Here is a 25,726-nt window from a genome sequence, read left to right as displayed (position 1 = left end):
ATTCCTTCGCGTCTGCCCCTCACCTAAGGCATCGGCGATGGAATGAAACCGTCAGGACAAAAGTTGCATCAAACGCCGCAGCGCTGCGGCGTATCCCTCAACCCCCAGTCCGGCAATCACCGCATCGGCGCGACCAGAGACATAGGAATGATGACGAAACGCCTCGCGCTTGTGGATGTTCGAGATATGCACCTCGATCACTGCGCCGTCATAGGCGTTCAGCGCATCCAGGATCGCGACCGAGGTATGCGAATAGGCCCCCGGATTGATGACGATGGCATCCGTGGTGCCACGTGCCTCTTGGATCAGATCGACCAGCGCGCCTTCGTGGTTGGACTGTGCGAACCGCAGCTCTGCGGCGTCGCCTACGACCGCGCGGCACTGGTCGGCCACGTCATCCAGCGTATCGGCCCCATAGATTTCGGGCTGGCGCTGGCCCAACAGGTTCAGGTTCGGGCCGTTCAGGATCAGAATGGTTGGCATGGCGTTTCCTTGGGTCTTTGGCCGGACCATGCCCCAAATCGCGCCCCATGTAACGCAAAAGGCGCGCCGATGTGGCGCGCCGATGCAAAGTGTGGCCGCTGGATCAGCGGTAGTGCAGCGAATGACCGTTGTGGAAAATCTGCACCTTTTCGGGCTTGGCCGTCATCTTGACCGGCTTGCCGCGCAGATCACCGTGAATGCCCGGCAGCTTGCCGATCAGCGCATCCTGATCGCCCTGCGGTTCGAAATACAGCAACGTCACCTCGCCCAGGGCTTCGGTGATGTTCACCTTGGCATCGAAGATATAATCGCCACCTTGCGCCTCATACAGGTCCTCTGGCCGGACGCCCACGTTGACTTTCAGGCCCTTGTCGGCGGCCTGCGTCGGCACGGCGGCCAGTACGGTGCCACCGCCGTCCAGTTTCACGCGGGTCTGTTCGCCGGTCTCGACGATCTCACCCGACAACAGGTTCATCGCGGGTGAGCCGATGAATTGCGCGACAAACTCGTTTTCGGGCCGCTCATACAGTTCCAGCGGCGTGCCGACCTGCGCGATTCCCTTGTTCGCCAGAACCACGATGCGGCTGGCCAGCGTCATCGCCTCCACCTGATCGTGCGTCACATAGATCATCGTGCTGTCGGGCATCGATTCCTTGAGCTGCGCAATCTCGATCCGTGTGGCCACGCGCAGTGCTGCATCGAGGTTCGAGAGTGGCTCGTCGAACAGATAGACCTTGGGGTCGCGCACGATGGACCGCCCGATGGCGACGCGCTGGCGCTGACCACCCGACAGGGCCTTGGGCAAACGATCAAGATAGGGTTCCAGTTGCAGGATCTTGGCGGCCTTGGAAACGGCCGCATCGATTTCGGCCTTGGACTTTTTCGCGAGTTTCAGCGCGAATGTCATGTTGTCGCGCACGGTCATATGCGGGTACAGCGCGTAGGATTGGAACACCATCGCGATGCCACGCTGCGCCGGTGGCACATCGTTCACCACCTGCCCGTCGATCTGCAATTCACCACCCGTAATCTTTTCCAGACCGGCGATCATCCGCAGCAGCGTGGATTTCCCGCAGCCAGAGGGTCCGACGAAAACGATCAACTCGCCCTTCTTGATGTCGAGATTGATGTTTTTCAGAACGTCGACGGTTCCACCATAGGTCTTGGCGACGTCGGTCAGTTTGAGAGTAGCCATGACAGGTCTCCTTATTTCACGGAACCGGCCAACAGGCCGCGGACGAGGTAGCGTTGCAGGGTAAAGAACACCAAGAGCGGGATCGAAATCGAAACAAAGGCCGCAGCGGCAAGGATGCCCCAGTCACCGCCGCGCGATCCCAGCAGGTCGTCGGCGATCTTGACGGTCATGACCTTGGCTTCTTCGGAACTGGGCAGGAACACCTTGGCGATCAGCAGGTCATTCCATGTCCACAGGAACTGGAAAATCGCGAATGCCGCCAGTGCGGGGAACGACAATGGCAGGATGATCTTCATGAAGATCTGGAAATCCGTGCCGCCGTCCACACGCGCACTCTCGATGATGTCGCGCGGCAGACCGATCATGTAGTTGCGCAGCAGATACACCGCCAACGGTTGACCAAAGGCCGAGTGGGCCAGCCAGATCCCCAGGAACGATTGCCCGATCCCCAGATTGTAATGCAGCTGCAACATCGGCACGAGGGCGAGCTGCAACGGCACGACCAGCAGGCCGATGATCGCCGCGATCAGGAACGCCCGCCCCCTGAAATCCATCCAGGCCAGGGCATAGGCCGCAAAGGCCGCCATCAGGATCGGAATGATCGTGGTGGGGATGGTCACGGTCAGCGTGTTGATGAACGCCTGTCCCATGCCGCCCGCGCTCAACACCGTGCGGTAATTGTCGAGGGTAAAGTTGGGCGGCGTCGAGGCCACGACATAGTAGCGCGGCCCCCGGTTTCCGGGGTCCTCGGGGACGGTGTAGAGATAGTCGCCGTTAGGCTCGACGATCAGTGTTTCGCCGTCGCCCAAATCAGCAACCTCGCCTGCGGGGTATTCACCCGGCGCGCGGCCTGAATCACCGAACGCCACGATGTCGCCTTCACCGTTGGGAAATGCGGGCGCGATTTCGGGGTCCTGAAACACATTGCCCGACAAAACAAACAGCGCGCCATCCTGCGATACGGACTCCACGTCACCCCGCCCACGGAACGTCTGTTCCGTGGAAAACGGCGCCAGCCACCAGCCCGACGATGAAATCGCATCGCGATCACGAAAGGACGAAACGAACAGACCGACGGTCGGGATCAGCCAGATCAGCACCAGCAGGAACACCGTGATGTTTACCGCGATGGTCAGACCTGATTTTTTACCTGCAATATTATCCATGGTATCCCCCTCAGCGCATTTCGGCGCGTGCTTGCCGGATGTTCTGGATCATCACGGGCGTCACGATCAGCATGATGACGATGGCCACGGCCGTGGCGCGCCCGTCATCGCGGAACATGAATTGCATCATGTAGCTGGGCAGAATCTGCGTGTTAAAGTTGCCGCCCGTCATGGCGTAGACGATGTCGAACACCTTGAGCACGAGGATCGTCGTCGTCGTGAACACGACGATGATCGTGTTGGTGATCTGCGGCACCTGAATCTTGAAAAAGATCTGGAACGGGTTCGCACCGTCGATGATCGCGGCCTCGATGGTTTCCTCGGGGATGCCACGCAGGGCGGCCGACAGGATCACCATGGCGAAACCGGTCTGCACCCAGATCAGGATGACCATCAGGAACAGGTTGTTCCAGAATGCGACCTGCAGAACGTCCAGCGGGTCCAGCCCGAACATGTTCACGCGGATCGCGTTGATGATGCCCAGTTCGGGGTCGATGGCGTAGACGAATTTCCAGATCAGCGACGCGCCGACGAAAGAAATCGCCATCGGCATGAAAATCAGCGACTTGGCGATATTGCCCCAGCGCAGCTTGTCGGTCAGCTGCGCGATCAACAAACCCAAAAAGGTCGATACCGACGGGACGACCAGTGCCCACAGGACGTTGTTCCAGAATGCCGTGCGGAATTCGGACGACGCGAACATGGTGGTATAGTTGCTGAACGCGACGAATTCGTCCCCGGACCGGTTGAACAACGACCGATAGAACGAACCGATCACCGGATAGACCAGATACAGGCTCAGCGCGATGATGGTGGGTGCCAGAAACAGCCAGGGTCTGACCGTGTTCGCGCGATTGATGTTCCGAGAAGCGTTCTTGCCTTTGGCCGGGAACAGCACCTTGTCCAGCAAGGCATTGGACGCGACGAAGTACAGGAATATGCCCCCGACGCCGATACCAATTGTGATCAGACCCTGAAAAACCGGGTTCATGCGCGTCCCCTCCCAAAGCGGCATTTCGCCGGATGACCGGCATTGGTGCCGGGCCCCGATGCGGGACCCGGCCATGTCAGATCAAGCGTTTACTTGATTTCGTCCCAACGGCTCTGGATCGCATCCGCAACCGACTGTGCATCCGCACCGGTGGTGTAATCCACCATGCCGGTCCAGAACGCGTTCGTGCCGATCTCGCCCGGCATCAGGTCGGAACCGTCGAAACGGAACGACGTGGCCGTGGTCAGGATCTCACCCAGTGCGCGCTGCACGTCGGATGTGTAGATGTCCAGGTTCGCATCGACGTGGGGCGACAGGAACTGGCCCTGCGTCATCATCAGCTCGTGTGCGATCGGCGTGCCCAGGAATTCCATGAACGCCGTGGTGACAGGACGATCGTTGGTCACGGACGCCAGACCACCGGACCCCAGAACCGGACGACCCAGATCGGAATTCGCCTCGAACGGCGGGAAGTAGAAGAACTCTACATCCGTACCGGCCTCGACACCCTCTGGAAAGAAGATCGGGATGAACGATGCCTGTTTGTGCATGTAGCACTTGGGCGGGAAGTCAAACAGACCATCGGGACTGTCGCGGAAGTCGGTCGTCGCTGCGGCCTCTGGGCCGCCGTCTGCGAAACCTTCGGTCAGGGCATACATGCCATACTGCTCGATGGCGTTCACGACGATCGGATCGTTGAACGGCATGTCGTTGCTGACCCAGCGGTCATAGTCTTCGAGAGACGCAGTGCGCAGCATCATGTCCTCGACCCAGTCCGTCGCGGGCCAGCCGGTGGCTGCACCGGAACCCAGACCGATGCACCACGGGGTGCCACCGTCTTCGACGATCTGCTGGCTCAGCGCCATCAGCTCTTCCTGGGTTTCAGGAATGTCATAACCGGCCTCTTCGAACTGCTCGGGCACGTACCAGACCAGCGATTTGACGTCCGTACCAAAGAACAGACCGAACACGTCCTCGTTGCCATCGGCCCCCGGGAAGGTCGCCAGCTGCTTCCAGCTTTCGCCGGCTGCATAGTTGTCGACCATGAAATTGGTCATGCCTTCGGCGACGGGAACCAGCGTGCCTTGTGCGGCCAGATCCTTGGCCAGACCGGGCTGCGGGAACAACGCCACGTCGGGCAGACCACCGGCCTGTGCTGCGATCACGATGTCCTGCTCAAAGGATTCCGAACCGGAATATTCGACGGTCGCACCGGTCGCCTGTTCGAAATAGGCGTACAGGTTGCGGTAACGCTGTGCGTCGTCACCCGTGGTGGCGCCTGTCACGTTCAGCGTTTCACCCGTGAAATCGTTGTTTGCTGCGAACTCTTCCAGCGCGGCCCAGGCGAAATCGCCCTCGCCCTGCGGAACGATCAGGTCCTGCGCAAAGGCAGAGCCCGCAACGGTGATCAGCGCGATAGCGCTAACGCCGGTGGTTGTACGTGTCATTGATATCCTCCCAGATAACAGTTTGTCTTTTCCGAAACGTTTCGGATTTAGGGCAAATTCTGCGTATGCCGTCAATCTAAAACTGACTGAATCGAACCGCCTTCCCTAAACCCTAACGGTAATATGCATTCCATCAACCCATCATTTTGTGCAGCAATCATGTTTTGCAAAGTCCGCGCGACACTGACCCAGGCATCAGACAAAGGTGAAATCGTTCCTCCCAGGGGCGGATCAAATGTATCGGTGCCGAACAGGTCCAGCCCGTCGTCATGGGTGATCACGGACAATCGGTCAGGGATCGCGACGTTGCACTCAGCCGCAGCGGCATAGACCCCGCGTGCCAGCATGGTGTTGCCCGCGATGATGGCCGTCGGTGGTTGTGTTTGCGACAACAGGTCCCGCGTTGCGCGATATCCTTCAGGCGCGATCATCGGCATGCCGATCACCTGTGCCGCTGCACAATCAAGCCCTCTGTCAGCATAGGCCTGCCGCAATCCACGCACCCGTTCCTGCGAGAAAAACGTATGGTCCCCAGCGGTCAGGAACGCGATTCGCCGGTGTCCGCGCGCCAGCAGATGATCCGCCAGCCGGTAGCCTACGCCGTAATTGTCGATGTCCACGTGCACATGGCGCTGGTCCGGATCACGCCCATGCACCACGAATGCCGCCCCCAACCGTCGCAGGGCCTTGATGCGGGGATCCTGGCGCTGCGGGCTGATGACGATGAACCCGTCGATACCACCTGCCAGAAACAGATCCTCATGCAGTTGCGCGGTGTCCTCGTCGGGCTGCGCCACATGCAGGACGAACCGCAAACCGATTCGCGAAAACTCGGCCGACAACCCCATCACGATTTCCAGCAAATGGGCGCTGACCTCGGGGCTGCGCGTGCCGGACACCACCATCGCGACAATCCCGGACCGACCGGTCTTGAGCCCACGGGCAACGGCATTGGGTCGATAGCCCAGCCGGTCCGCCGCCGCGCGCACGCGCTGCTTTGTCTGGGGGTTCACATCCGTGTGATCGCCCAGGGCGCGACTGACCTGTGTTACCGACAGCCCCAGATCACGCGAAATGTCTTTTAACGTTACCATGCCGTATCATCCCCACCCCGCCCCACAGTTGCAAGCGGCGCGATCAGTCGCAGGGAATGCCCCTTGCCCGACCAGTGATGAGAACGTATCAAGAACACATGGCTATGACACTGGATCAGAAACTGGCGATTCTCTCGGACGCGGCGCGTTATGACGCGTCATGCGCATCCTCCGGCACGACCCGCCGCGACAGCCGCGACGGCAAGGGGCTGGGCAGCACCGAAGGGTCCGGCATCTGCCATGCCTATGCCCCGGACGGCCGCTGCATCAGCCTGCTGAAAATCCTGATGACGAATTTCTGCATCTACGATTGCGCCTATTGCGTGAACCGCGTGTCCTCCAACGTCCCGCGCGCGCGGTTCTCGGTGGACGAGGTGGTGCAGTTGACCCTCGAATTCTACCGTCGCAACTATATCGAGGGGCTGTTTTTGTCGTCCGGCGTGGTGCGCAACCCCGACGACACCATGGGCGAGATGGTCCGCATCGCGCAGCGCCTGCGCGAGGTCGAAAACTTTCGCGGCTATATCCACCTGAAAACCATTCCCGACGCCGACCCCAAACTGATCGAGGAGGCGGGCCGCCACGCCGACCGCTTGTCGATCAACGTCGAACTGCCGACCGACCGTGCCGTGCAGGCCTTTGCCCCCGAAAAGAACCCGGTCACGATCCGTGCCGCGATGGGCGGCGTGCGCCAGCACCACGCCGCATCCAAGGACCGCAGCCACACCGGCAAACGACCGCCGAAATTCGCCCCCGCCGGGCAAAGCACGCAGATGATCGTTGGCGCGGACGGGGCCACCGATGCGACGATCCTGACGCGGTCCACCGGACTCTATGCCGATTACAAACTACGCCGCGTCTACTACTCCGCCTTTTCCCCGATCCCCGATGCCACGGCAAAGCTGCCACTGATCAAACCACCCCTGATGCGCGAACACCGCCTCTATCAGGCGGATTGGCTGATGCGGTTCTACGGTTTTGGCGTGAACGAAATCACCTCCACCGCCAAGGACGGCAATCTCGACCTGGAGGTTGATCCCAAACTCGCCTGGGCCCTGCGCAACCGCGATCATTTCCCGCTGGATGTGAACACGGCCCCGCGCGAAATGCTGCTGCGCGTCCCCGGCTTCGGCACCAAAACCGTGCACCGCATCCTGACCACCCGCCGCCATCGCACGCTGCGCTATGACGACCTGCTGCGGCTCGGTGCCTCGCTGAAAAAGGCGCAGGCGTTCATCACCTGCGCCGACTGGACCCCCGGCGGGCTGACCGACAGCGACACGCTGCGCGCCCGCTTTGCCCCGCCACCGGAACAGCTGTCACTCTTCTGATGCTGACGATTCCCCTGCCCCGCATCGGCACCTGGGACGCCTGGCGCGATGCGGCCCGCGCCTGCCTGGCCGCCCGCACCCCGCCCGAGGATATCCTGTGGAACTACGACAACGGCGAGGGTGAATTGTTCGCCACAGACCTGCCCGCACCCGTCGTGCGCGGCACCGTCAAGGTGCCTGCCGATTTCGTCGAAATGGCCAAATGGGTTGTCTGGCACAATGATCCGCAACGTTTTGCGCGGCTCTACGCCATGCTCTGGCGGCTACGCCTCGACAAGGGGCTGATGACCGACCGCGCCGACGCCGATCTGGCGAAATTGCGCCAGATGGAAAAGGCCGTGCACCGCTGCAAACACAAGATGCGCGCGTTTGTCCGGTTCCGCGACCTGCGCACCGGCGGGCCGCGCCGCAGCTTTGCCGCATGGTTCGAACCCACACACCATACGCTCGAACCCAACGCGCCCTTCTTCGCCCGCCGCTTTGCCGACATGGACTGGATGATCGTGACCCCAGACGTCACTGCCGACTTCAACAACGGCAAACTCACCTTTCATCCCGGTCGGGAAAAACCCGACCTGCCCGACGACGCGGCAGAGGAGCTGTGGGGCACCTATTTCAAGAATATCTTCAACCCCGCCCGGTTGAAGGTCAAAGCCATGACGTCAGAGATGCCGCGCAAATACTGGAAAAACATGCCAGAGGCGCAGCACATCCCCGACATGATCGCCAATGCCGAGGCCCGCGTCCGCGAAATGGCCGAGGCGGCACCGACACTGGCCCCCGCCCGCGTCGCCCGTATCCGCGAACAGCTGAACGAAACACCGCAGCCTGCGTCCTGGAACCTGCTCGACGCTGGCTTGCAGACATGCACCCGCTGCCCACTGCATGGCCCCGCAACCCAGGTTGTCCCCGGAACCGGACCGCGCGATGCCGCATTGATGATCGTCGGCGAACAGCCCGGCGACGCCGAGGACAGCCTGGGCCAGCCCTTTGTCGGCCCGGCAGGCCAATTGTTCGACCGCCTCGCAGCTCAGGCAGGTCTCGACCGCGACGCGGCCTTCGTGACCAACGCAGTCAAACACTTCAAATTCAAACACGGCACCAAACGCCGCATCCACCAGAACCCGAACAGGTCAGAGGTACAGCATTGCAAATTCTGGCTCGATACCGAACGGGCCTTGGTCAAACCGAAACTCATCCTCGCGCTGGGTGCGACCGCACTTGCCAGCCTGACAGGCGACGGGAACGGCCTGCTGAAAAGACGTGGCCAGATCGAGGCGGCCCCGGACGGCACACCGATCTTTGTGACCGTCCATCCATCCTACCTGCTCCGCCTGCCCGACCACGAAAGCGCGGCCGCTGAAACGGCGTTTACACAAGACCTGCGCGCGGCCACAAACCACCTCGCCGCACTGTCTTCTTCTGGTTGAAAATATCCCGGGGGCATGGGGGCAGCGCCCCCACCCGATTTTTCGCGAAAAATCGGCCCCGTCAGGATTTTCGCGAAAATCCTGACCTCGCCGACATCAGGTGTTGAACAGAAAATGCAGCACGTCGCCGTCCTTGACGACATATGACTTGCCTTCGGCACGCATCTTGCCTGCCTCCTTGGCGGGCTGTTCGCCCCCAAGGGCCACGAAATCGTCATAGGCAATGGTCTCGGCCCGAATGAAGCCGCGCTCGAAATCGCCATGGATGACGCCAGCGGCCTTGGGCGCAGAGGTGCCTTCCGGAATCGTCCAGGCGCGCGCCTCCTTGGGGCCAACCGTGAAATAGGTCTGAAGGTGCAGCAGCGCATATCCCGCCCGGATCAACCGGTCCAGACCCGCTTCGTCCAACCCCATCTCGGACAGGAACATCTCGGCTTCCTCGGCCTCCAGCTGGCTGATCTCTTCCTCGATCCGGGCCGAAATCACGACGTGACTGTTGCCCTGCGCCGCCGCCATCTCGGCCACACGCGCGGACTGGCTGTTGCCGGCACCGGCACTCTCTTCTTCGACATTGCAGACATACAGAACAGGCTTCGTCGTCAGCAACTGCAGCATCCGCCACGCCTTGGCATCATCGGCATCAACCGCGACCACCCGTGCGGGCCGTCCGTCTTCCAGCACTGCCTGCGCGGCCTTCAGCAGGCGCTCCTGCTGAACCGCCTCCTTGTCGCCACCGCGCACCTTGCGCACAAGGCCGGCCAGACGCTTTTCGATGCTCTCCAGATCGGCCAGCATCAGCTCGGTCTCGATCACGGCCGCATCTTCGACGGGATCGACACGTCCCTCGACATGGGTGATGTCGTCATCCTCAAAGCACCGCAGCACATGCGCAATGGCATCGCATTCACGGATGTTTGCCAGAAACTGGTTGCCCAGCCCCTCTCCCTTGGACGCGCCCTTCACCAGACCCGCGATATCGACAAAGGTCATGCGCGTCGGGATGATCTGCTTGGACCCTGCGATCCGGGCCAGCGTGTCCAGCCGCGCGTCAGGCACTGCCACATCACCGACATTCGGTTCGATCGTGCAGAACGGAAAATTCGCGGCCTGCGCCGCCGCCGTGCGCGTCAGCGCATTGAACAGGGTCGATTTACCGACGTTCGGCAGACCGACAATTCCCATCTTGAAGCCCATGACGCATCTCCTGTGACAGTGCACCCGCGCGTCTAGTCGTCCCCGGTGGCAGACTCAAGAGGTCAGGCCGCGCGATTGCGTCCCTCGTAGATCAGCAACCAGGCAAGGATGATGAACATCGGGTGGGTCAGGCCGCCCGAAAACAGCAGTGCCGGGATCCAGATGAAAAACACGATGATCCCGATGAATGGCCGACCGGCCAGCAGGATCGAGAGGGGCGGGAGCAACAAGGCGAGCAAATAATTCATGGGTCACACATAGGCCCCTCCCGCGTCATTTCACCCCCTGCCCCATTGCAAACCGCGCCCTGCACTGGCAGTAATCCGCGACCCCGCTACAGGAGCCTGCCACATGTCCCGGATCGACGCCAAATTCGCCCAGCTCCGCGCTCAGAACCGCAAGGCCTTTGTCGCCTATGTGATGGCCGGTGATCCGACCTTCGAAACCTCTCTCGAAATCGTGCAGGGTCTGCCCGGTGCCGGCGTCGACATCATCGAACTGGGGCTGCCATTCACCGACCCGATGGCTGACGGCACCACGATCCAGCTGGCCGGTCAGCGCGCTTTGGCCCAGCACATGACACTGGACAAGACACTAGAAATCGCCCGCACCCTGCGGCAGACCGACGACACCACCCCGATCGTGATGATGGGCTACTACAACCCGATCTACTCGCGCGGCGTGGATACATTTCTCGCTCAGGCCCGTGAGGCGGGGATCGACGGCCTCATCATCGTCGATCTGCCACCGGAAGAAGACGACGAACTCTGCATTCCTGCACAAAAGGCCGGGCTGAATTTCATCCGGCTCGCCACCCCCACCACAGACGACAAGCGCCTGCCAAAGGTGCTGACCAACACATCCGGTTTTGTCTACTACGTGTCGGTCACCGGCATCACCGGCACCGCCGAGGCCCAGTCCGCCGATGTCGCCCCCGAGGTCGCACGCATCAAATCGCACACTGACCTGCCCGTGATCGTGGGCTTTGGCATCAAGACGCCCGAGGCTGCGGAATCCATCGCCAGCATCGCGGACGGCGCTGTCGTAGGCTCTGCCATCGTTGAAAAAATCGGTGCCGGAGAAAGCGTCGCCGACGTGCTCGCCTTCGTCAAATCCCTGGCCGACGGCTGTCACCGCGGCTAATCCGCATCATCTTGCCAAAAATACTCCGGGGGAGGCGCAGCCGGGGGCAGCGCCCCCACCGCTAGCGTCCCAGCTTGGCCACACGTTTCAGCAGCATGTCCCGTTTGACCCGACCCAGCCGGTCAAAATACATGCGCCCCGCCAGGTGATCGATCTGGTGCTGCACGCTCGTGGCCCAGAGACTGACGAAATCGCGCTCTTCCACCGCGCCATCCGCGTTCAGGAACCGCACCGTCACCGCACGCGGACGTTTGACCACGGCACTCACACCCGGCAGGCAGGGCGAAGCCTCCTCGTGGTCCCGCAGTTCCACACTGGCGTGCAGGATCTCGGGGTTGGCCATGCGCACGGCCTGCCCGCGCGCGGTGCTGGCGTCCACGACCGCCAGCCGCAGCGGGATACCCAGCTGCACGGCGGCTAGTCCGACGCCGGGCATCGCCTCCATCACGGCGATCATGTCGTCCCAGATGCTGCGAATGTCGTCGGTGATGTCGGACACATCGGCAGCGGGTGTCCGCAGCGCCTTGTGCGGCCAGCGCACGACCGACCGGGTCACGCCTGCACCGCGTAGTCGGTGATCAAGATGCCGTCCAGATGATCGCGTTCGTGCTGCACGATGACTGCCTCCACTCCCTCGAATGTGTCGGTCTGTTCCACACCGTCCAGCCCTTGCCAGCGCAGCGTCACCCAGGCCGGGCGCGGCACGGAAACCGGCTGATCGGGGATCGACAGACAACTCTCGCTGATCGCGGCCTTGTCAGAGGACCGATCCACGATCTGCGGGTTCACGAACACCATCGGACGCGGCTCTGCATCTTTCCAGGTAGAGTCCATCACGAATACCCGCGACAGCACACCGACCTGAGGTGCCGCAAGCCCGCGCCCCGGCGCATCGTACATCGCGGCAAACATCGCATCGGTCAGGGCCCGCAGGCCGTCATCGAAATCGGCAACCGGCGTGCAAACCGCCCGCAGACCCGGATGCGGGGCCTGCAAGATCGGCATCATGCCCGCGCCCGTTCGCGTTTCAGCTTCTGCATCTTGCGCGTAATCATCTGGCGTTTCATCGACCCCAGGTAGTCGATGAACAGCTTGCCATCCAGATGGTCGATCTCGTGCTGCACACAGGTGGCCCACAGGCCACCGAACCGTTCGGACTGCGTGGCGCCCTCAAGGTCCATCCATGTGACCTCGACCTCTGCCGGGCGTTCGACATCGGCGTATTGCTCGGGGATCGACAGACAGCCTTCCTCATAGCTGCTCGTCTCCTCGCTCGCCCATGTCACGCGCGGATTGATCAGGACCATGGGGCGTGGATCCTCGCCCTCTTCCTTGACGCAATCCATGGTGATGACGCGCTGCATCACGCCGACCTGCGGCGCCGCAAGGCCGATGCCGGGCGCATCATACATGGTTTCCAGCATGTCTGCGGCCAATGTGCGCAAGGTATCGTCGACCTCGGCTACGGCGTCGGCCACTTTTTTCAGGCGCGGGTCGGGATGGATCAGAATGGGGCGTATTGTCATGCGCCCCAATTAGGGCGGGCCTGCGCGATTTGCAATATCGCCGCCCACCCGCCCATCCGTTGACCTGCACCATTTTCGTCTTGCACCCGGCGCGCCCTGCACCGAACCTGTCAACACCACAGCAAGAGGCAGTCCCATGGATTTCGACACACCGATCAACCGCCGCAACACCCACTGCGCCAAGTGGGACGCGATGGAGGACATCTACGGCGTCTCGCGCGAGGACGGGATCGCGATGTGGGTTGCCGACATGGAATTTCAGGCCCCCGACTGTATTCGCAAGGCCGTCACCGACATGGCCGATCATGGTGTATTTGGCTATTTCGGGGATGAATCCGACTACCGCGCCGCAATCTGCTGGTGGATGGCCGAACGCCATGGCTGGACCGTCGATCCCGCCCATATCTTCACTACCCATGGCCTGGTGAACGGCACGGCCATGTGCCTTGACGCATTTACGAAACCGGGCGACGGCGTGGTGCTGATGACGCCCGTCTACCATGCCTTCGCCCGCGTGATTAACGCATCCGGGCGCCGTGTCGTGGAATGCGAACTGGCCAATATCGACGGCCGCTACGAGATGGATTTCGACACCTGGGATGCCCAGATGGACGGGTCCGAACGGATGCTGATCCTTTGCTCGCCGCATAACCCCGGCGGCCGCGTCTGGACCCGCGCCGAACTGCAGGCGGTCGCCGCATTCGCCAAACGGCACGAGCTGATCCTGCTGTCGGACGAAATCCACCACGACCTGACGTTTCCGGGTCAAACCCATATTCCGATGACGCAGATCGACGGGATCGCGGACCGGCTGGTGATGATGACCTCTGCGACCAAGACGTTCAACATCGCGGGCAGTCACGGCGGGAACGTCATCATTGCCGATCCCGACCTGCGCGCGCGGTTTGCCGCGCGCATGGCAGCGCTTGGCATGTCGCCCAACAGTTTCGGACTGTTCATGACCACCGCTGCCTATTCGCCCGAAGGGGCGGCATGGGTCGATGCGCTCCGCCTCTATCTCGACGAAAATCGCCGGATCTTCGATGCAGGCGTCAACACGATTCCCGGTGTGCACAGCATGCAGCTGGAATCCACCTACCTCGCCTGGGTCGATTTTTCGGGGACAGGCATGTCCGCCGCCGATTTTACGGACCGCGTTCAGAACGACGCACAGATCGCCGCAAATCACGGCCCCACCTTCGGCAAGGGCGGCGGTCAGTTCCTGCGCTTCAACATCGGGGCACCCCGCGCACAGATCGAGGATGCGGTCAGCCGCCTGCAAAAGGCCTTTGCCGACCTACAATAGGGCGGCAGATCAGGCGCGGGTCAGCAGACCCGCAGGGGCGCGCACATCGCTTTCGAAATCCAGCGGCGCGGTCTGGCGGACCGGATGCAGCCATTTGAACCGGAAATGGCATTCGCCGTCGGTCACATCCGCGCCAAGGATCAGCGCCTGATACAGATGCCGGGCACCATCGTAGATATCGACCCGGCCGCGCAGCTTATCACAGGCACCGGCATCCAGTGCCATGCCATCCTGCCAGAACCGCAGGATGCGATAGACATCATCACCGTCGTGGACACACAGCCGTTCCCCGCGATCCAGTGACACGCGGCGAGCCTCCTGCAAACCTTTGCGGATCGCGTCTTGTAGGATGTCGTTCATGGCGCACTCCCTTGCTTGCAAAACAAGATTATGCGCTGCCGGTAAATTTCAAGTGACAAAAACCGCCGCAATGCGGCACTGCACCTGCGGCACGATTACACCGTCTTGCGCGCTCTGGGCCGCAGGACATGGGGCTTGGCCGCATCATAAAGCGCCGAATCCGGAAATCCGTGTTGCGCGCCCAACACAGGGCCGACCATGATCAGCGCCGTGCGGGTGATCTTGGCCGCGCGGACCTGTGCGTGGATATCCGACAGCGTGCCGCGCAGAATCAGTTGATCGGGCCATGACGCGCGGTAAACAACCGCCACCGGACAATCGGCACCGTAATGCGGGGTCAGTACCCGCTCGATGTCGCGCAACGCCCTGATGCCGAGGTGGATCGCAAGCGTGGTCCCGGTCCGTGCAAAATTTTCCAGGGTCTCGCCTGCGGGCATGCCGGTCGATTTCATGCTCATGCGGGTCAGGACAATGGATTGGCCGACCTCCGGCACGGTCAGTTCCGTCCCCATCGCCGCTGCTGCGGCCGCATAGGCCGGCACGCCCGGCACGATGGCATAGTCGATCCCATCCGCCTTCAGCCGGCGGATCTGTTCCGCGATGGCACCGTATAGCGACGGATCCCCCGAATGCACCCGCGCCACATCCGCGCCGCGCGCATGGGCCGCGACGATTTCCGCATGGGTCTCGTCCAGCGTCATTGGTGCCGTGTCCAGCACCCGCGCATCATCGGGTGCAATCGCCACGACCTCTTCAGGCACCAGCGAACCCGCGTACAGACACACCGGACATGCCCCGATCAACCGCGCCGCCTTCAGCGTCAGCAATTCAGGATCTCCCGGCCCTGCCCCGATGAAATAAACCGTCATGCCGCACGTCCCCGCATCATCTTGCCCAAAATACTCCCGCCGGAGGCCCGGATTTTCTGCGAAAATCCGGTCACGCCAGGTCGCCGTCGATCTTGCGGGCATAGCCGCGCGGCGTGTACATCCGCGGCCCCTCACCCAGTTGCGCCAGCCGCGAATTGCTTGACCCGACCAGCACGACCGTCAGCATGTCCACCTCGTCGACCTCCAGCGCGTCCAGCCGCCGATAGCGCACATGCTCCTCGGGCCGGCCCAATGAGGTCGCCAGCATTACCGGGGTATCCGCCGGACGGTGCTGCAACAGGATGTCCCGCGCCTCGGCCAGCAGGGTCCGCCGCGTCCGCGACACCGGATTGTAGAACGCGATCACGAAATCGCCCTCCGCCGCCGCACGCAGCCGCTGCAGGATATCGTCACGCGGCGTCAACAAATCCGACAAGGAAATCGCGCAGAAATCATGCCCCAATGGCGCACCCGCACGCGCTGCGGCCCCCTGCAATGCCGACACACCGGGCGAGGATATCACTTCGACCCGCCGCGCCGCATCTGACACGCCCATCTGGTCCGGCCCGCGGTCCAGCAGCTCGAACACCAGCGCGCCCATCGCATAGATGCCCGCATCGCCCGAACAGACAAGTGCCACGTTCTTGCCCTTGGCCGCCTGTTCCAGCGCATAGCGGCAACGGTCCTCTTCACCGCCCAGCGGGAAATCCGACCGCGCCTTGCCGACAGCCAGCGGCCCCAGCAAGTCGATATACAGACCGTAGCCGACCAGTTCCTCGGCCTCGGCCACCAGGCGCGAGACCTCTGGCGTGCGCCAAGTCGCCTGTCCCGGCCCGATCCCCACGATCGACAAACGCCCCCGCGCGGCCCCCTGCAACGCAACCAGCGGCACATCCGCCTGCGCCACCGCACAGGTTGCCATCGCCGTCTTGCGCTTTTCCACGACCAGCGCACCTGCCTCGCCGACCTGTGCCAGCGCCGCAGCCTCGCTGACCCCATGCGTGCCGACCTCGGCAAAGACCACGTCAGACGGATTGGCCAGGCGCGGGGTCTGCGCCTCCAGTTCATCAGCACCGAACAACCGCAGCGGCACGCCCAGATCCCGCGCCAGCGCGAGGATCGCAGGCTCGTCCGCCTTCAACCCGATGGTGTTGACACAGGCCACCGCCTCTGGCGCGATATCGGCGTCCGCCAGGATACCGCGGACCAGATCACCCAGTTCCGACACTGCACAATCGCGCGCGCAGCCCACGCCCAGCGCAAACCGCTGGGGGACAAAATGCAGATGATGACCGCCAAGGTCTTTCGCCGGGGCTGTCCCGCAGGTGATCGTCACGCCGTCACCCACTGGCAAATCGGCAAGCCAGGTCGCCGTTGCCGCATCCGGCCCCTTGATCCGCGCCCCACCACCCGACAGCAACGCCGCCATCGCGTCCTTGGCATCACCTGGATTGACCAGACGCCACCCCGCAGGCGGCGCATCCAGTGCCACACCCAATGCCACATCGCCCGCCGTCGTGACCGCCGACACGGCCCCCAAAGCATCCGCAATCCGCGCAGCCAGCCGGTTCGCCCCGCGATGACCACCCAGCAGCGGCACGACCACCGCGCCATCATCACTGACCGACACCACCGGCGGCTCTGCGGTCTTGTCCGCCAGCAAAGGTGCCACCGCGCGGATCAGGATTCCGCTGGCACAGACGCCGACCACCGGCACGCCGGCGGCGAACAGGTCGCGTGCATGATCCAGCGCATTGTCGAAAAATGCATCAGCCACATCAACACGGTCCACACGCCCATGCAACTTCGCGCCCAGGACGGCAGCCACCCTGTGCGCCACCGCCTCACCAGAGCGCGACAGCGCCAAAACAACAGGTTCTATAGCCACGGATCGGCCCCTTTGGTCAGCAAAATCATCGAAAAATACGGGGCCGTTTCCGGTGCCTCTGACAGCGGGCAAACCACCTCTTGGGGCAGTGAAGCGCGTTCCACATAGACCGCTGCGTCCAACAGCCCCAATCCGGCAATCACGTTGCGGATCTTGGCCAGATGCCGCCCGACTTTCATGATCGCGACACTTTCCGCACCCGCAATCCTGTCGCGCAATTCGTCCTCGGGCAGCGGGCCGGGCAACACCGTCAGACGCTCGTTGCGCGCCACCAGCGGCCGGCCCGCGCGCGCAGCACAGGCCGCGATGGATGTCACACCCGGCACCACCTCACACCGAAACCGGTCCGACAACCGCGCGAACAAATACATGAAGGACCCGTAGAAAAACGGATCACCCTCACACAGACACACCACGTCATCACCGGCCTCCAGCGCCGCCGCGATGCGTGCGGCCCCCGCATCATAGGCCGCCTGCGCGGGGGCACGCTCCACACTCATCGGCACGTCCATGACGATCTCGACCGCCGCCGGTGCAATCAGGTCCGCCGCAATCGACCGCGCAAAACTCTGACCGCCCGCCAGTGTCGGATAGGCCACAACCCGCGCGCCCTCGATCAACCGCGCTGCACGCAGCGTGATCAGATCCGGTGCCCCAGGCCCCAATCCCACACCATAAAGGACACCGCTCACGCGACGCCCCCCATATCATCTTGCCGAAAATACTCCCGCCGGAGGCACCCGACCCCACACCACAGCCTGATCATCGCTTTACCAGACTCCACTGCGTGACAGGCATCGCGGGTCGCCAGCCGGTCAGCCGGCCCACGGGCTCTGCCCGGCAAACCGACAACCGCACCAGATCACCACCGTGCCGCGCGTGCAGCGCCATCAAAACCGCTTCTGATTCCAGCGTCACCGCATTTGCGACCAATCGGCCCAGCGGCCGCAACGCGTCCCAGGCAGCGGCAAAGACGTCCTCGGACAAACCACCACCGATGAAAATCGCATCGGGTGGCGCCAATCCGTCCAATGCAGCAGGTGCAGTGCCTTCGATCAATTCCAACCGGGGCGCACCCAGGGCAAGCGCGTTCGCCCCGGCCATCGCACGCCGGTCGTCGCGCGGCTCGATCCCGATGGCGCGGGCGTAGCGGGCCGCGCGCATCCATTCGATCGCGACCGATCCCGACCCGCAGCCGATATCCCACAGCAGCGCACCGCGCATCGGCATCAACTTGGCCAGCGTCGCGGCACGTACCTCTTGTTTCGTCATCGTGCCGTCGGATTGGAACAGTGCATCATCCAGCCCCGGCACACGCGGCAAGAGGGCCGCATCAGGGGCCGCGATGCATTCCACGGCCAGCGTGTTGAACGCCGGGACCACGTGATCCCAACGCGCGGCGAGACCATCGAACCGCGCCTCGTCCTTGCCCCCCATGGCCGCCAGCACGGTCATCCGCGACTGCCCGAAACCACGCGCCGTCAGAAATTCCGCAATCTGCCCAGGCGTCTCAGCGCCCGTTGTCAGGATCAGCAGCCTTACGTCAGGCTGGATGAACGCCACCATCTGGCTCACGGGCCGCCCGTGCACGGTCAGCGTCTCGACATCAGCGAGGCTCCATCCCATGCGGGCGGCAGCCAACTGAAAGGCCGACAGCTGCGGATGATACACGATCTCGGATGGGTCGATCGCGCGCCCGATCCGCGCCCCCACCGAAAACCATAGCGGATCACCGGTCACCAGCACGACCGCCCGCCGTCCGCGCAGCCCCCGGATCGTGTCGATCATCGCATCGAACGGGGACGGCCAGCCCAGTCGTTCCGCGGTAATCCCGTCAGATAACGCGTGGTGACGCTCTCCGCCCAGGATCACCTCTGCGGCCTCGACGACGGCACGGGTCGCAGGCACCAGCCCATCGAGACCGTCCTCGCCGATCCCCACGATATGCAGCCAAGGCGTATTCATCGGGGGCCCCGGATTTTCTGCGAAAATCCGGTCCAAATTTTCGCAGAAAATTTGGCGTCGCTCATGTTGCGTCCTCCGGCAAACCAGCGGCCAAGGCATTCACCGCAGCTGATGCCATCGCAGATCCGCCCCGTCGCCCGCGCAGCGCGATATACGCGCAACCCCGTGGATTTGCGACCAGCTCTGCCTTTGATTCCGCGGCACCGACGAACCCGACTGGAAACCCGAGGATCACAGCCGGTTTCGGCCCACCTGCGTCGATCCGTTCCAGCAGGTGAAACAGCGCCGTGGGCGCATTGCCGATGGCGACCACAGCGCCCGCCAGATCCGCATCCCACAAATCAACGGCCGCCGCCGAGCGTGTATTGCCGATTTCTTGTGCCAGCGCAGGCACGCGATCGTCGTTCAATGTCACGATAACCCGGTTTCGGGCTGGCAGATAACGGCGAATAATACCCGCGCCGACCATTTCGCAATCGCACAGGATCGGTGCACCTGCCGCCAGCGCCGCAGCACCCGCCTCTGCCGCATCGGCTGAAAACGCCAGCCTATCCGCGATCTCGACCATGCCGCAGGCATGGATCAGCCGCGTCATCACCGGTAGCATGCCGGGCGGGAATCGATCCAGACGTGCCTCGGCACGCACGGTGGCAAAGCTTTGCGCGTAGATCGCCTTGGGGTCTTTTTCGTAGGGTCTCACGGGCAGACGCCTTTGCGGGAACGAGAGGGCGGACCCTCCGGGGGGAGTATTTTCGGCAAGATGAAGCGCGGATCAGGATTTACGGGTCTTGCGCGCGCTTTCGGGGCCGTGGGGATGATGGGCATGCGGATAGACCGGATGGGCGTGATCGTGGTCGTGATGGTGATGATGCCCGTGTCCGTGCTTGTGGTCGTGATCGTGGCTGTGGTCATGCTGTGCCTCCAGCCTGCACAGGCCAGTGCAGAACGTGTCGCACAGGCTGCAATCGGCGACGTTCGATCCCGGTGCGGATGCGCCTTGTCCCTCGACGTGGTGGTGGTGGCTTTCCTGCACGGCACCGACCTCGCTCTCGAAGCCAAGCACCTGTGTGCGGTACTTGCACAGCACGCACAGCGCAGGCGGCACGTCGCCAAAGGCCGGATGGGTGCGGTCGGCCGCACTGATACGGCGGGTTTCACCCTTGGCCATGGCCAGCACCTGGTTGCGGTAGCCGCAGACGCCGCAATTGGGCGGCGGATTTGCACCCGCCTGTTCCCTGATGCGTTCCGCAAAGGTTTCGAGGACCTTGGGATGATCACCCAGATAACCCGCCTTGACGAATTGCACGTCGGGGTGTTCCGCAGCGACGCGGTCGGTAAAGCCATAGATCCGATCGATCAGGATGCCCGAGAACAGGAAATACGGGAATACGATGACCCGTTTGTAGGGTAGCCGCACCACGTGTTGCAGGCAGGGCTCCACCAGCGGGAAGGTCACGCCGGAATAACCGACCTCGTGCCAGCCGAAACCCATGCCCTCGGCCAGCATACGCGCGATTTTCGCCACGTTGCCGTTGGCATCGGGGTCGGATGCGCCGCGACCGATCACCACGAGGCAGGTATCATGCAGCGACAGCGCACCGTGTTTGGCATTGGCGCGATCCACAGCCTCCTGGACGCGCCCTGCCGCGGCGGCGATCATCTTGGGGTCGACGCCCAATTCGCGGCCGTAGTTCACCGTCACACCGTGCTGGGCGGCATAGGTGTTCAGCACCGTCGGGATATCGTTTTTCGCATGCATCGCGGCGAACAGCATGCCCGGCACGGCCAGAATGCGATCACACCCGGCCGCGCGCAGACGGTCCAGACCGTCACGGATCACGGGGTTCGCAAATTCCAGATAGCCATAATCACACAGCCAGTCGTCAGGCAGATAGGCCGGCAGCTTTTGCGCCAGTGTCGCGAATTCATCCACCGCCGACTGACTGCGCGAGCCATGCCCGCAGATCATCACACCAGTTTTCATGCGGGCTGTTCCTCGGACTTTGGCGTGGCCTTCTTTTCACGGGTCTTGCGTCCCTTGAGCGCGCCCAGAAGGGCGGCCAGACCGGCAGCGCCCAGCGCAATCCCCGCGACCCAGTGATTATGCCCCGCCGCATCCACGATGTGTCCGGGATGTGCGGCAGCCGTCGTGCCGGTGAGGATCAGTGTGACGGTCAAAAGGCGCATGGCGGTCTCCGGGCGTGTGTCATGGACCAGAGCTTTTGCATGACGATGCAGCGTCACAGTCCCCGTCAGGGTCGACCGCTTGGCCACCAACCGCTCTGGCCCCGTTTGGGGCTTCGTCGGGAATGCGTATAGGGTGCCACGCGCAGCGCTGCAATGCGTCGTCCGACATCTTGCGTCACTCTGCGACAGGCTGACCGGATGAGCCACTGCCGCAATCCATGCACAGGTCCTGCGCGTGAGGCAGGGTTTGGCAGTCAGGCAGACTGCCCTAGGTGTAGTACCAGCATAAAAGGGAGAGACATCATGGGCCTGCTGGTCGATGGAGAATGGCAAGACAAATGGTACGACACGTCAGAGACGGGCGGCAAGTTCGAGCGTAAGGAATCCACGTTCCGCAACTGGGTAACCGCCGATGGCAGCGCCGGTCCGACCGGCAAGGGCGGGTTCAAGGCGGAAAGCGGACGCTATCATCTCTACGTGTCCTATGCCTGCCCTTGGGCGCATCGCACATTGGTGTTCCGGCAGCTGAAATCGCTCAGTGCGCATATCGACGTGTCGGTGGTGCACCCGCACATGCTGGGTGACGGCTGGACCCTGGATGACAGCTACCCGGGGGCAACCGGGGACGCATTGTTCGGCCTCGATTACATGCGCGAGGTCTATTTGCGCGACACCCCCGACATGACCGGCCGCGTGACCGTGCCCGTCCTCTGGGACAAGGCGCAAGGGATGATCGTCAGCAACGAATCGTCGGAAATCATCCGAATGTTCAACAGCGCCTTTGACGGGATCACCGGCAATACCGACGACTACTGGCCAGCCGATCTGCGCGACGCCATCGCCCCCGTGAACGACCGCATCTACGACACGGTCAACAACGGTGTTTACAAATCCGGCTTTGCCACGACGCAATCTGCCTATGACGATGCGATTACCCCCCTGTTCGACAGCCTCGACTGGCTCGAAGATCGGCTGTCGCAGCAGCGCTACCTGATGGGCGAGCGCATAACCGAGGCCGACTGGCGGCTGTGGACGACGCTTGTTCGGTTCGACAACGTCTATGCGACACATTTCAAATGCAACAGGCGCAGGATCGTCGATTACCCGAACCTCTGGGCCTATACCCGCGAATTATACCAGTGGGATACACCGGACGGACCCGTGTCCGACACGGTCAACATGGATCACATCACGCAGCATTACTACTACAGTCACGACACGATCAATCCGCACCGGATCGTGCCGATCAACCCTTGGCCGGACTTTGCGACACCGCATCAGCGGGGCTGACACCGCTTCCGTAATGCCGGACGATCTGGGCCAGGTCGTCCGGCGGGGTTGTTGACTGGACCATCATCCGGGCATTGCCGCTAAAGGCAAAGATCGACCCATCCGAAAAGAACCGGCCACTGGTGACGAACACGACATTGGCACGCGGATGGCGCAACGACGCGACATCCGCGACCGCCAGTGCCGACCCGTTGTCCTGTTCGAGGTTGATCACGATGACATCGAAACCGCCCGCCTCCAGTGCGGTGACCGCAGCAGGGGCCGTGGCTGTCAGCACGACATCGATGTCCAGATGTTCCAGATGACGCGCCCACAGCTGCCCCAGATCGGCATCCGGTTCGACAATCAACGCCCGCGTGTTCCGTCCCGCATGTCCCATGCGACAAAGCTAGAGCTTTTGCCTGTGCCCGACGAGGCGATGCATCAAACTTGCGCTATTTCCCGCCTTGGAACCGGGGAAACCCGCCGGCCCGCAACCCTGAGGTGATTCCCGGCCATCGATGCAGCCCTGCCGCTTTCGCGCAACGGGATGGCCGTCAATGACCAGATGTGCCCGGTTGCGACCCTTGTATCCGTGCCTGAAATTCGGTTGATAGACGCCAACCCAACGAGGCACGCGACCATGACAACCTGGATTACCGTCTGCGACACCTGCAAGCGCGACGACTGGAACGCCGCCAGCGGCGCACCAACCGACGGCGAGACACTGGCCGCACTGGTCGAGGCCGCCGCCGCGGACACCGCGGTGCGTACCCGCCGCGTGTCCTGCCTGATGGGCTGCGCGCATGGCTGCAATGTCGCGGTGCAGGCACGGGGCAAGCTGAATTACACCCTCGGCCGGTTCGAGGCCACACCCGAGGCTGCCGAAGGCATCGTCGCCTATGCCGCCAAACACGCGGACAGCAGCAACGGCCAGGTGCCCTACCGCGAATGGCCCACAGCGATCAAAGGTCACTTTGTCACCCGCCACCCGCCACTGCCGGACGACCAATGACGACACCGCGCGATCACGGCGGTGGGCTGGATGCGGCCATCGCCCGCTTTGGCGGCAGACGCGCCGACTGGCTGGACCTGTCCACAGGCATCAATCCCGTGCCCTATCCGGTGCCGGTCCTGCCCGCCGCCGACTGGGCCGACCTGCCCGACAGTGCCGCCCGGCAACGGCTCGAGGACAGCGCACGCGCGTTCTGGCGCATCCCCGATGCGGCCGCCGTTCTGGCGACGCCGGGTGCATCCGCCCCGATCGCGCAACTGCCGCGTCTGCGGCCCCCCGGTCAGGTCGCGATCCCCGGCCCCACCTACAATGAACACGGTGCCGCCTTTCGCGCGGCGGGCTGGACGCTGGCCGATGACGCAGCCGACGCGCTGGTCGCCGTGCACCCCAACAACCCCGACGGGCTGACCTGGACACCCGTCGAGGCCAACGCCCCCTTTTGCATCATCGACGAAAGCTTTTGCGACACCATGCCGGATGAATCGCTGGTCGCACTGACCACCCGGCCCGGCACCATCGTGCTCAAGAGCTTTGGCAAATTCTGGGGCCTCGCCGGTTTGCGACTGGGCTTTGCCATCGGTGATCCTGCGATCATCGCGGACTTGCGCGACGCCATCGGTCCCTGGCCTGTCTCTGGACCGGCCCTGCGCATCGGCGCAGAGGCGCTGTCCGACCCGCAGTGGGCAGATGAAACCAATGCCCGCCTGACCGCCGACGCCGCCCGCCTGGACGCATTGATGACCAAACAAGGGACCGAGGTGATCGGCGGCACCAGCCTGTTTCGCCTCTACCGCGTGGCTGACGCGCAGGCAGCCCAGGACCATCTGGCACAGCACAAGATCTGGTCGCGCGTCTTTCCCTACGCCGACGACTGGCTGCGCCTCGGACTGCCGGCACCCGACCGCTGGGACCAGATCGAGGGCGCCTTTTGACCCTTCTTTTGGGGATGTTGCTGGATGCGCTGCTGGGCGAACCGCGCTGGCTGTGGTCCCGACTGCCACATCCCGCCGTCCTGATGGGCCGCGCCGTGGGCTGGATCGACACCCGGTTCAACACAGGCGACAGGCGCAAACGAAACGGCACGCTTGGCCTTGCCGCGCTATGCCTTGGCGCGGCCCTGCTCGGTCTCGCCCTGATGGCCGTCCCCGGTTCTTGGGTCGATGTCATCGTGCTGGCGATCCTGCTCGCACAGCGCAGCCTCGTTGATCACGTGCGCGCCGTCGCAACCGGCCTGCGCGCGGGACTGGCGCAGGGCCGCGCGGCCGTCGCCATGATCGTGGGCCGTGAAACGGCGACCCTGTCCGAATCCGCCACCGCCCGCGCCGCCATCGAATCCGCCGCCGAAAACCTGTCCGATGGCGTCGTAGCCCCCGCATTCTGGTTCGCCGTGGCAGGCCTGCCCGGCTTGCTGGTCTACAAGATCACCAACACCGCCGATTCCATGATCGGCTACCGCACGCCCAAATACGCAGATTTCGGCTGGGCCGCCGCCCGTTTTGACGATGTGCTGAACTGGGTGCCCGCCCGCCTGACCGCGGCCCTCATCTGGGCCACGACCCCCAGCCGCCGCAGCATCGCACCCATCATCGCCGAGGCCCCGCTGCACCGGTCCCCCAACGCAGGCTGGCCAGAGGCCGCGATGGCCCACGTGCTGGGCATCGCGCTGTCAGGTCCGCGCAGCTATGACGGTGCGCTGCGCGACTACCCCTTCGTGAACCCTGACGGCCGGCACCTGATCGGTCCGCCCGATATCGACCGGGCCTGCCGGACGCTGTGGCTGACATGGGGATTGGCGGTTTTCGCCACTGTGATCGTGGCGCTGTTTTAAGCGGCCCCGCGCTTTGCTAATCAGGGTCCAACAACCAA

28 protein-coding genes are annotated in these 25,726 nt (G+C 63.1%); 8 read left to right on the top strand and 20 right to left on the bottom strand.

Annotation, left to right across the window (positions count from 1 at the left end; translation table 11 throughout):
• Positions 1-51: 51 nt before the first annotated feature.
• From aroQ to LGQ03_RS13075, 6 genes are all read right to left on the bottom strand, one after another.
• Positions 52-483 (bottom strand): type II 3-dehydroquinate dehydratase, encoded by a 432-nt coding sequence (gene aroQ / locus LGQ03_RS13100; RefSeq protein WP_090158617.1) that lies wholly within the window; start codon positions 481-483, stop codon positions 52-54.
• Between the two features lie 103 nt (positions 484-586).
• Positions 587-1,678 (bottom strand): ABC transporter ATP-binding protein, encoded by a 1,092-nt coding sequence (locus tag LGQ03_RS13095; protein ID WP_090158616.1) that lies wholly within the window; start codon positions 1,676-1,678, stop codon positions 587-589.
• Between the two features lie 11 nt (positions 1,679-1,689).
• Positions 1,690-2,844, bottom strand: coding sequence for a carbohydrate ABC transporter permease (locus LGQ03_RS13090; protein ID WP_226748763.1), 1,155 nt, complete (start codon positions 2,842-2,844; stop codon positions 1,690-1,692).
• A 10-nt stretch (positions 2,845-2,854) separates the two neighbouring features.
• Positions 2,855-3,835, bottom strand: coding sequence for a carbohydrate ABC transporter permease (locus LGQ03_RS13085; protein ID WP_090158614.1), 981 nt, complete (start codon positions 3,833-3,835; stop codon positions 2,855-2,857).
• Positions 3,836-3,924: 89 nt separating this feature from the next.
• A complete protein-coding gene (locus LGQ03_RS13080) occupies positions 3,925-5,283 on the bottom strand; it encodes an ABC transporter substrate-binding protein (protein ID WP_226748762.1) in 1,359 nt (452 codons plus the stop codon).
• A gap of 71 nt (positions 5,284-5,354) precedes the next feature.
• Entirely contained in the window at positions 5,355-6,377 is a 1,023-nt protein-coding gene (locus LGQ03_RS13075) for a LacI family DNA-binding transcriptional regulator (RefSeq protein ID WP_226748761.1), read from the bottom strand.
• A gap of 98 nt (positions 6,378-6,475) precedes the next feature.
• Here LGQ03_RS13075 and LGQ03_RS13070 point away from each other — a divergent pair, with 98 nt between their 5' ends.
• A complete protein-coding gene (locus tag LGQ03_RS13070; RefSeq protein ID WP_226748760.1) occupies positions 6,476-7,708 on the top strand; it encodes a putative DNA modification/repair radical SAM protein in 1,233 nt (410 codons plus the stop codon).
• Positions 7,708-9,138 (top strand): UdgX family uracil-DNA binding protein, encoded by a 1,431-nt coding sequence (locus LGQ03_RS13065; protein ID WP_226748759.1) that lies wholly within the window; start codon positions 7,708-7,710, stop codon positions 9,136-9,138. Before LGQ03_RS13070 ends, LGQ03_RS13065 begins: the two co-directional genes overlap by 1 nt.
• Before the next feature lie 96 nt (positions 9,139-9,234).
• Here the strand turns inward: LGQ03_RS13065 and ychF are convergent, their stop codons facing one another.
• Positions 9,235-10,332 carry a redox-regulated ATPase YchF gene (gene ychF / locus LGQ03_RS13060; protein ID WP_226748758.1) on the bottom strand — a complete coding sequence of 366 codons (1,098 nt, stop codon included), beginning with the start codon at positions 10,330-10,332 and terminating at the stop codon, positions 9,235-9,237.
• Positions 10,333-10,394: 62 nt separating this feature from the next.
• The gene (locus LGQ03_RS13055; RefSeq protein WP_056033070.1) at positions 10,395-10,580 is read right to left on the bottom strand and encodes a hypothetical protein; all 186 of its coding nucleotides are present in this window, start codon (positions 10,578-10,580) and stop codon (positions 10,395-10,397) included.
• Between the two features lie 103 nt (positions 10,581-10,683).
• Between LGQ03_RS13055 and trpA the strand changes: the two genes are divergently transcribed.
• A complete protein-coding gene (gene trpA, locus LGQ03_RS13050) occupies positions 10,684-11,475 on the top strand; it encodes a tryptophan synthase subunit alpha (RefSeq protein ID WP_090158608.1) in 792 nt (263 codons plus the stop codon).
• 61 nt (positions 11,476-11,536) lie between these two features.
• Here the strand turns inward: trpA and def (LGQ03_RS13045) are convergent, their stop codons facing one another.
• From def (LGQ03_RS13045) to def (LGQ03_RS13035), 3 genes are read right to left on the bottom strand one after another with little or no spacing between them, the layout of a single operon-like run.
• On the bottom strand, positions 11,537-12,031 hold the full coding sequence (def, locus tag LGQ03_RS13045; protein ID WP_226748757.1) for a peptide deformylase: 495 nt from the start codon (positions 12,029-12,031) through the stop codon (positions 11,537-11,539).
• A complete protein-coding gene (gene def, locus LGQ03_RS13040) occupies positions 12,028-12,483 on the bottom strand; it encodes a peptide deformylase (RefSeq protein WP_226748756.1) in 456 nt (151 codons plus the stop codon). The genes def (LGQ03_RS13045) and def (LGQ03_RS13040) overlap by 4 nt, the downstream gene beginning before the upstream one ends.
• Positions 12,480-13,001: a peptide deformylase gene (gene def / locus LGQ03_RS13035; protein ID WP_226748755.1), complete on the bottom strand. Its 522-nt coding sequence runs from the start codon at positions 12,999-13,001 to the stop codon at positions 12,480-12,482. The genes def (LGQ03_RS13040) and def (LGQ03_RS13035) overlap by 4 nt, the downstream gene beginning before the upstream one ends.
• Positions 13,002-13,137: 136 nt before the next feature.
• Between def (LGQ03_RS13035) and LGQ03_RS13030 the strand changes: the two genes are divergently transcribed.
• On the top strand, positions 13,138-14,307 hold the full coding sequence (locus LGQ03_RS13030) for a MalY/PatB family protein (protein WP_226748754.1): 1,170 nt from the start codon (positions 13,138-13,140) through the stop codon (positions 14,305-14,307).
• Between the two features lie 9 nt (positions 14,308-14,316).
• Here LGQ03_RS13030 and LGQ03_RS13025 read toward each other — a convergent pair whose 3' ends face one another.
• The 8 genes from LGQ03_RS13025 to LGQ03_RS12990 form a co-directional block, all read right to left on the bottom strand.
• Positions 14,317-14,667 carry a hypothetical protein gene (locus LGQ03_RS13025; RefSeq protein ID WP_090158603.1) on the bottom strand — a complete coding sequence of 117 codons (351 nt, stop codon included), beginning with the start codon at positions 14,665-14,667 and terminating at the stop codon, positions 14,317-14,319.
• A 95-nt stretch (positions 14,668-14,762) separates the two neighbouring features.
• Positions 14,763-15,536, bottom strand: a complete 774-nt coding sequence (gene cobM, locus LGQ03_RS13020; RefSeq protein WP_226748753.1) for a precorrin-4 C(11)-methyltransferase — start codon at positions 15,534-15,536, stop codon at positions 14,763-14,765.
• Positions 15,537-15,606: 70 nt separating this feature from the next.
• A complete protein-coding gene (gene cobJ / locus LGQ03_RS13015) occupies positions 15,607-17,424 on the bottom strand; it encodes a precorrin-3B C(17)-methyltransferase (protein ID WP_226748752.1) in 1,818 nt (605 codons plus the stop codon).
• Positions 17,415-18,116, bottom strand: coding sequence for a precorrin-2 C(20)-methyltransferase (cobI, locus tag LGQ03_RS13010; protein ID WP_226748751.1), 702 nt, complete (start codon positions 18,114-18,116; stop codon positions 17,415-17,417). The genes cobJ and cobI overlap by 10 nt, the downstream gene beginning before the upstream one ends.
• A 70-nt stretch (positions 18,117-18,186) precedes the next feature.
• Positions 18,187-19,389, bottom strand: coding sequence for a precorrin-6y C5,15-methyltransferase (decarboxylating) subunit CbiE (gene cbiE, locus LGQ03_RS13005; RefSeq protein ID WP_090158751.1), 1,203 nt, complete (start codon positions 19,387-19,389; stop codon positions 18,187-18,189).
• 61 nt (positions 19,390-19,450) lie between these two features.
• Positions 19,451-20,089, bottom strand: a complete 639-nt coding sequence (locus LGQ03_RS13000; RefSeq protein ID WP_226748750.1) for a precorrin-8X methylmutase — start codon at positions 20,087-20,089, stop codon at positions 19,451-19,453.
• 72 nt (positions 20,090-20,161) lie between these two features.
• Entirely contained in the window at positions 20,162-21,373 is a 1,212-nt protein-coding gene (locus LGQ03_RS12995) for a sirohydrochlorin chelatase (RefSeq protein WP_226748749.1), read from the bottom strand.
• The gene (locus LGQ03_RS12990; RefSeq protein ID WP_090158750.1) at positions 21,370-21,576 is read right to left on the bottom strand and encodes a DUF6732 family protein; all 207 of its coding nucleotides are present in this window, start codon (positions 21,574-21,576) and stop codon (positions 21,370-21,372) included. The genes LGQ03_RS12995 and LGQ03_RS12990 overlap by 4 nt, the downstream gene beginning before the upstream one ends.
• A 303-nt stretch (positions 21,577-21,879) precedes the next feature.
• On the opposite strand from LGQ03_RS12990, the gene LGQ03_RS12985 reads away from it, so the two are divergent.
• On the top strand, positions 21,880-22,866 hold the full coding sequence (locus LGQ03_RS12985) for a glutathione S-transferase family protein (RefSeq protein WP_226748748.1): 987 nt from the start codon (positions 21,880-21,882) through the stop codon (positions 22,864-22,866).
• Here the strand turns inward: LGQ03_RS12985 and LGQ03_RS12980 are convergent.
• Positions 22,823-23,245 carry a response regulator gene (locus tag LGQ03_RS12980; RefSeq protein WP_090158596.1) on the bottom strand — a complete coding sequence of 141 codons (423 nt, stop codon included), beginning with the start codon at positions 23,243-23,245 and terminating at the stop codon, positions 22,823-22,825. The two genes, LGQ03_RS12985 and LGQ03_RS12980, sit on opposite strands and share 44 nt — an antisense overlap.
• A gap of 243 nt (positions 23,246-23,488) precedes the next feature.
• On the opposite strand from LGQ03_RS12980, the gene LGQ03_RS12975 reads away from it, so the two are divergent.
• The 3 genes from LGQ03_RS12975 to cbiB are packed head-to-tail and all read left to right on the top strand — an operon-like array spanning position 23,489 to position 25,688.
• A complete protein-coding gene (locus LGQ03_RS12975) occupies positions 23,489-23,860 on the top strand; it encodes a DUF1636 family protein (RefSeq protein ID WP_090158595.1) in 372 nt (123 codons plus the stop codon).
• Positions 23,857-24,792, top strand: coding sequence for a threonine-phosphate decarboxylase (locus tag LGQ03_RS12970; RefSeq protein ID WP_226748747.1), 936 nt, complete (start codon positions 23,857-23,859; stop codon positions 24,790-24,792). Before LGQ03_RS12975 ends, LGQ03_RS12970 begins: the two co-directional genes overlap by 4 nt.
• Entirely contained in the window at positions 24,789-25,688 is a 900-nt protein-coding gene (cbiB, locus tag LGQ03_RS12965; protein ID WP_226748746.1) for an adenosylcobinamide-phosphate synthase CbiB, read from the top strand. The genes LGQ03_RS12970 and cbiB overlap by 4 nt, the downstream gene beginning before the upstream one ends.
• Positions 25,689-25,726: the final 38 nt, after the last annotated feature.

Source organism: Loktanella gaetbuli (assembly GCF_020531945.1).
In the GTDB taxonomy this organism is placed as follows: Bacteria; Pseudomonadota; Alphaproteobacteria; order Rhodobacterales; family Rhodobacteraceae; genus Loktanella; species Loktanella gaetbuli.
Note: the sequence above shows the minus strand (reverse complement) of the source record. Positions and strands in the feature narration are given on the sequence as shown.

Coding starts and splice junctions, on each gene's coding strand:
- aroQ (WP_090158617.1), bottom strand. CDS start 483: ATGCCAACCATTCTGATCCTGAACGGCCCGAACCTGAACCTGTTGGGC.
- LGQ03_RS13095 (WP_090158616.1), bottom strand. CDS start 1,678: ATGGCTACTCTCAAACTGACCGACGTCGCCAAGACCTATGGTGGAACC.
- LGQ03_RS13090 (WP_226748763.1), bottom strand. CDS start 2,844: ATGGATAATATTGCAGGTAAAAAATCAGGTCTGACCATCGCGGTAAAC.
- LGQ03_RS13085 (WP_090158614.1), bottom strand. CDS start 3,835: ATGAACCCGGTTTTTCAGGGTCTGATCACAATTGGTATCGGCGTCGGG.
- LGQ03_RS13080 (WP_226748762.1), bottom strand. CDS start 5,283: ATGACACGTACAACCACCGGCGTTAGCGCTATCGCGCTGATCACCGTT.
- LGQ03_RS13075 (WP_226748761.1), bottom strand. CDS start 6,377: ATGGTAACGTTAAAAGACATTTCGCGTGATCTGGGGCTGTCGGTAACA.
- LGQ03_RS13070 (WP_226748760.1), top strand. CDS start 6,476: ATGGCTATGACACTGGATCAGAAACTGGCGATTCTCTCGGACGCGGCG.
- LGQ03_RS13065 (WP_226748759.1), top strand. CDS start 7,708: ATGCTGACGATTCCCCTGCCCCGCATCGGCACCTGGGACGCCTGGCGC.
- ychF (WP_226748758.1), bottom strand. CDS start 10,332: ATGGGCTTCAAGATGGGAATTGTCGGTCTGCCGAACGTCGGTAAATCG.
- LGQ03_RS13055 (WP_056033070.1), bottom strand. CDS start 10,580: ATGAATTATTTGCTCGCCTTGTTGCTCCCGCCCCTCTCGATCCTGCTG.
- trpA (WP_090158608.1), top strand. CDS start 10,684: ATGTCCCGGATCGACGCCAAATTCGCCCAGCTCCGCGCTCAGAACCGC.
- def (WP_226748756.1), bottom strand. CDS start 12,483: ATGATGCCGATCTTGCAGGCCCCGCATCCGGGTCTGCGGGCGGTTTGC.
- def (WP_226748755.1), bottom strand. CDS start 13,001: ATGACAATACGCCCCATTCTGATCCATCCCGACCCGCGCCTGAAAAAA.
- LGQ03_RS13030 (WP_226748754.1), top strand. CDS start 13,138: ATGGATTTCGACACACCGATCAACCGCCGCAACACCCACTGCGCCAAG.
- LGQ03_RS13025 (WP_090158603.1), bottom strand. CDS start 14,667: ATGAACGACATCCTACAAGACGCGATCCGCAAAGGTTTGCAGGAGGCT.
- cobM (WP_226748753.1), bottom strand. CDS start 15,536: ATGACGGTTTATTTCATCGGGGCAGGGCCGGGAGATCCTGAATTGCTG.
- cbiE (WP_090158751.1), bottom strand. CDS start 19,389: ATGAATACGCCTTGGCTGCATATCGTGGGGATCGGCGAGGACGGTCTC.
- LGQ03_RS12995 (WP_226748749.1), bottom strand. CDS start 21,373: ATGAAAACTGGTGTGATGATCTGCGGGCATGGCTCGCGCAGTCAGTCG.
- LGQ03_RS12990 (WP_090158750.1), bottom strand. CDS start 21,576: ATGCGCCTTTTGACCGTCACACTGATCCTCACCGGCACGACGGCTGCC.
- LGQ03_RS12985 (WP_226748748.1), top strand. CDS start 21,880: ATGGGCCTGCTGGTCGATGGAGAATGGCAAGACAAATGGTACGACACG.
- LGQ03_RS12980 (WP_090158596.1), bottom strand. CDS start 23,245: ATGGGACATGCGGGACGGAACACGCGGGCGTTGATTGTCGAACCGGAT.
- LGQ03_RS12975 (WP_090158595.1), top strand. CDS start 23,489: ATGACAACCTGGATTACCGTCTGCGACACCTGCAAGCGCGACGACTGG.
- LGQ03_RS12970 (WP_226748747.1), top strand. CDS start 23,857: ATGACGACACCGCGCGATCACGGCGGTGGGCTGGATGCGGCCATCGCC.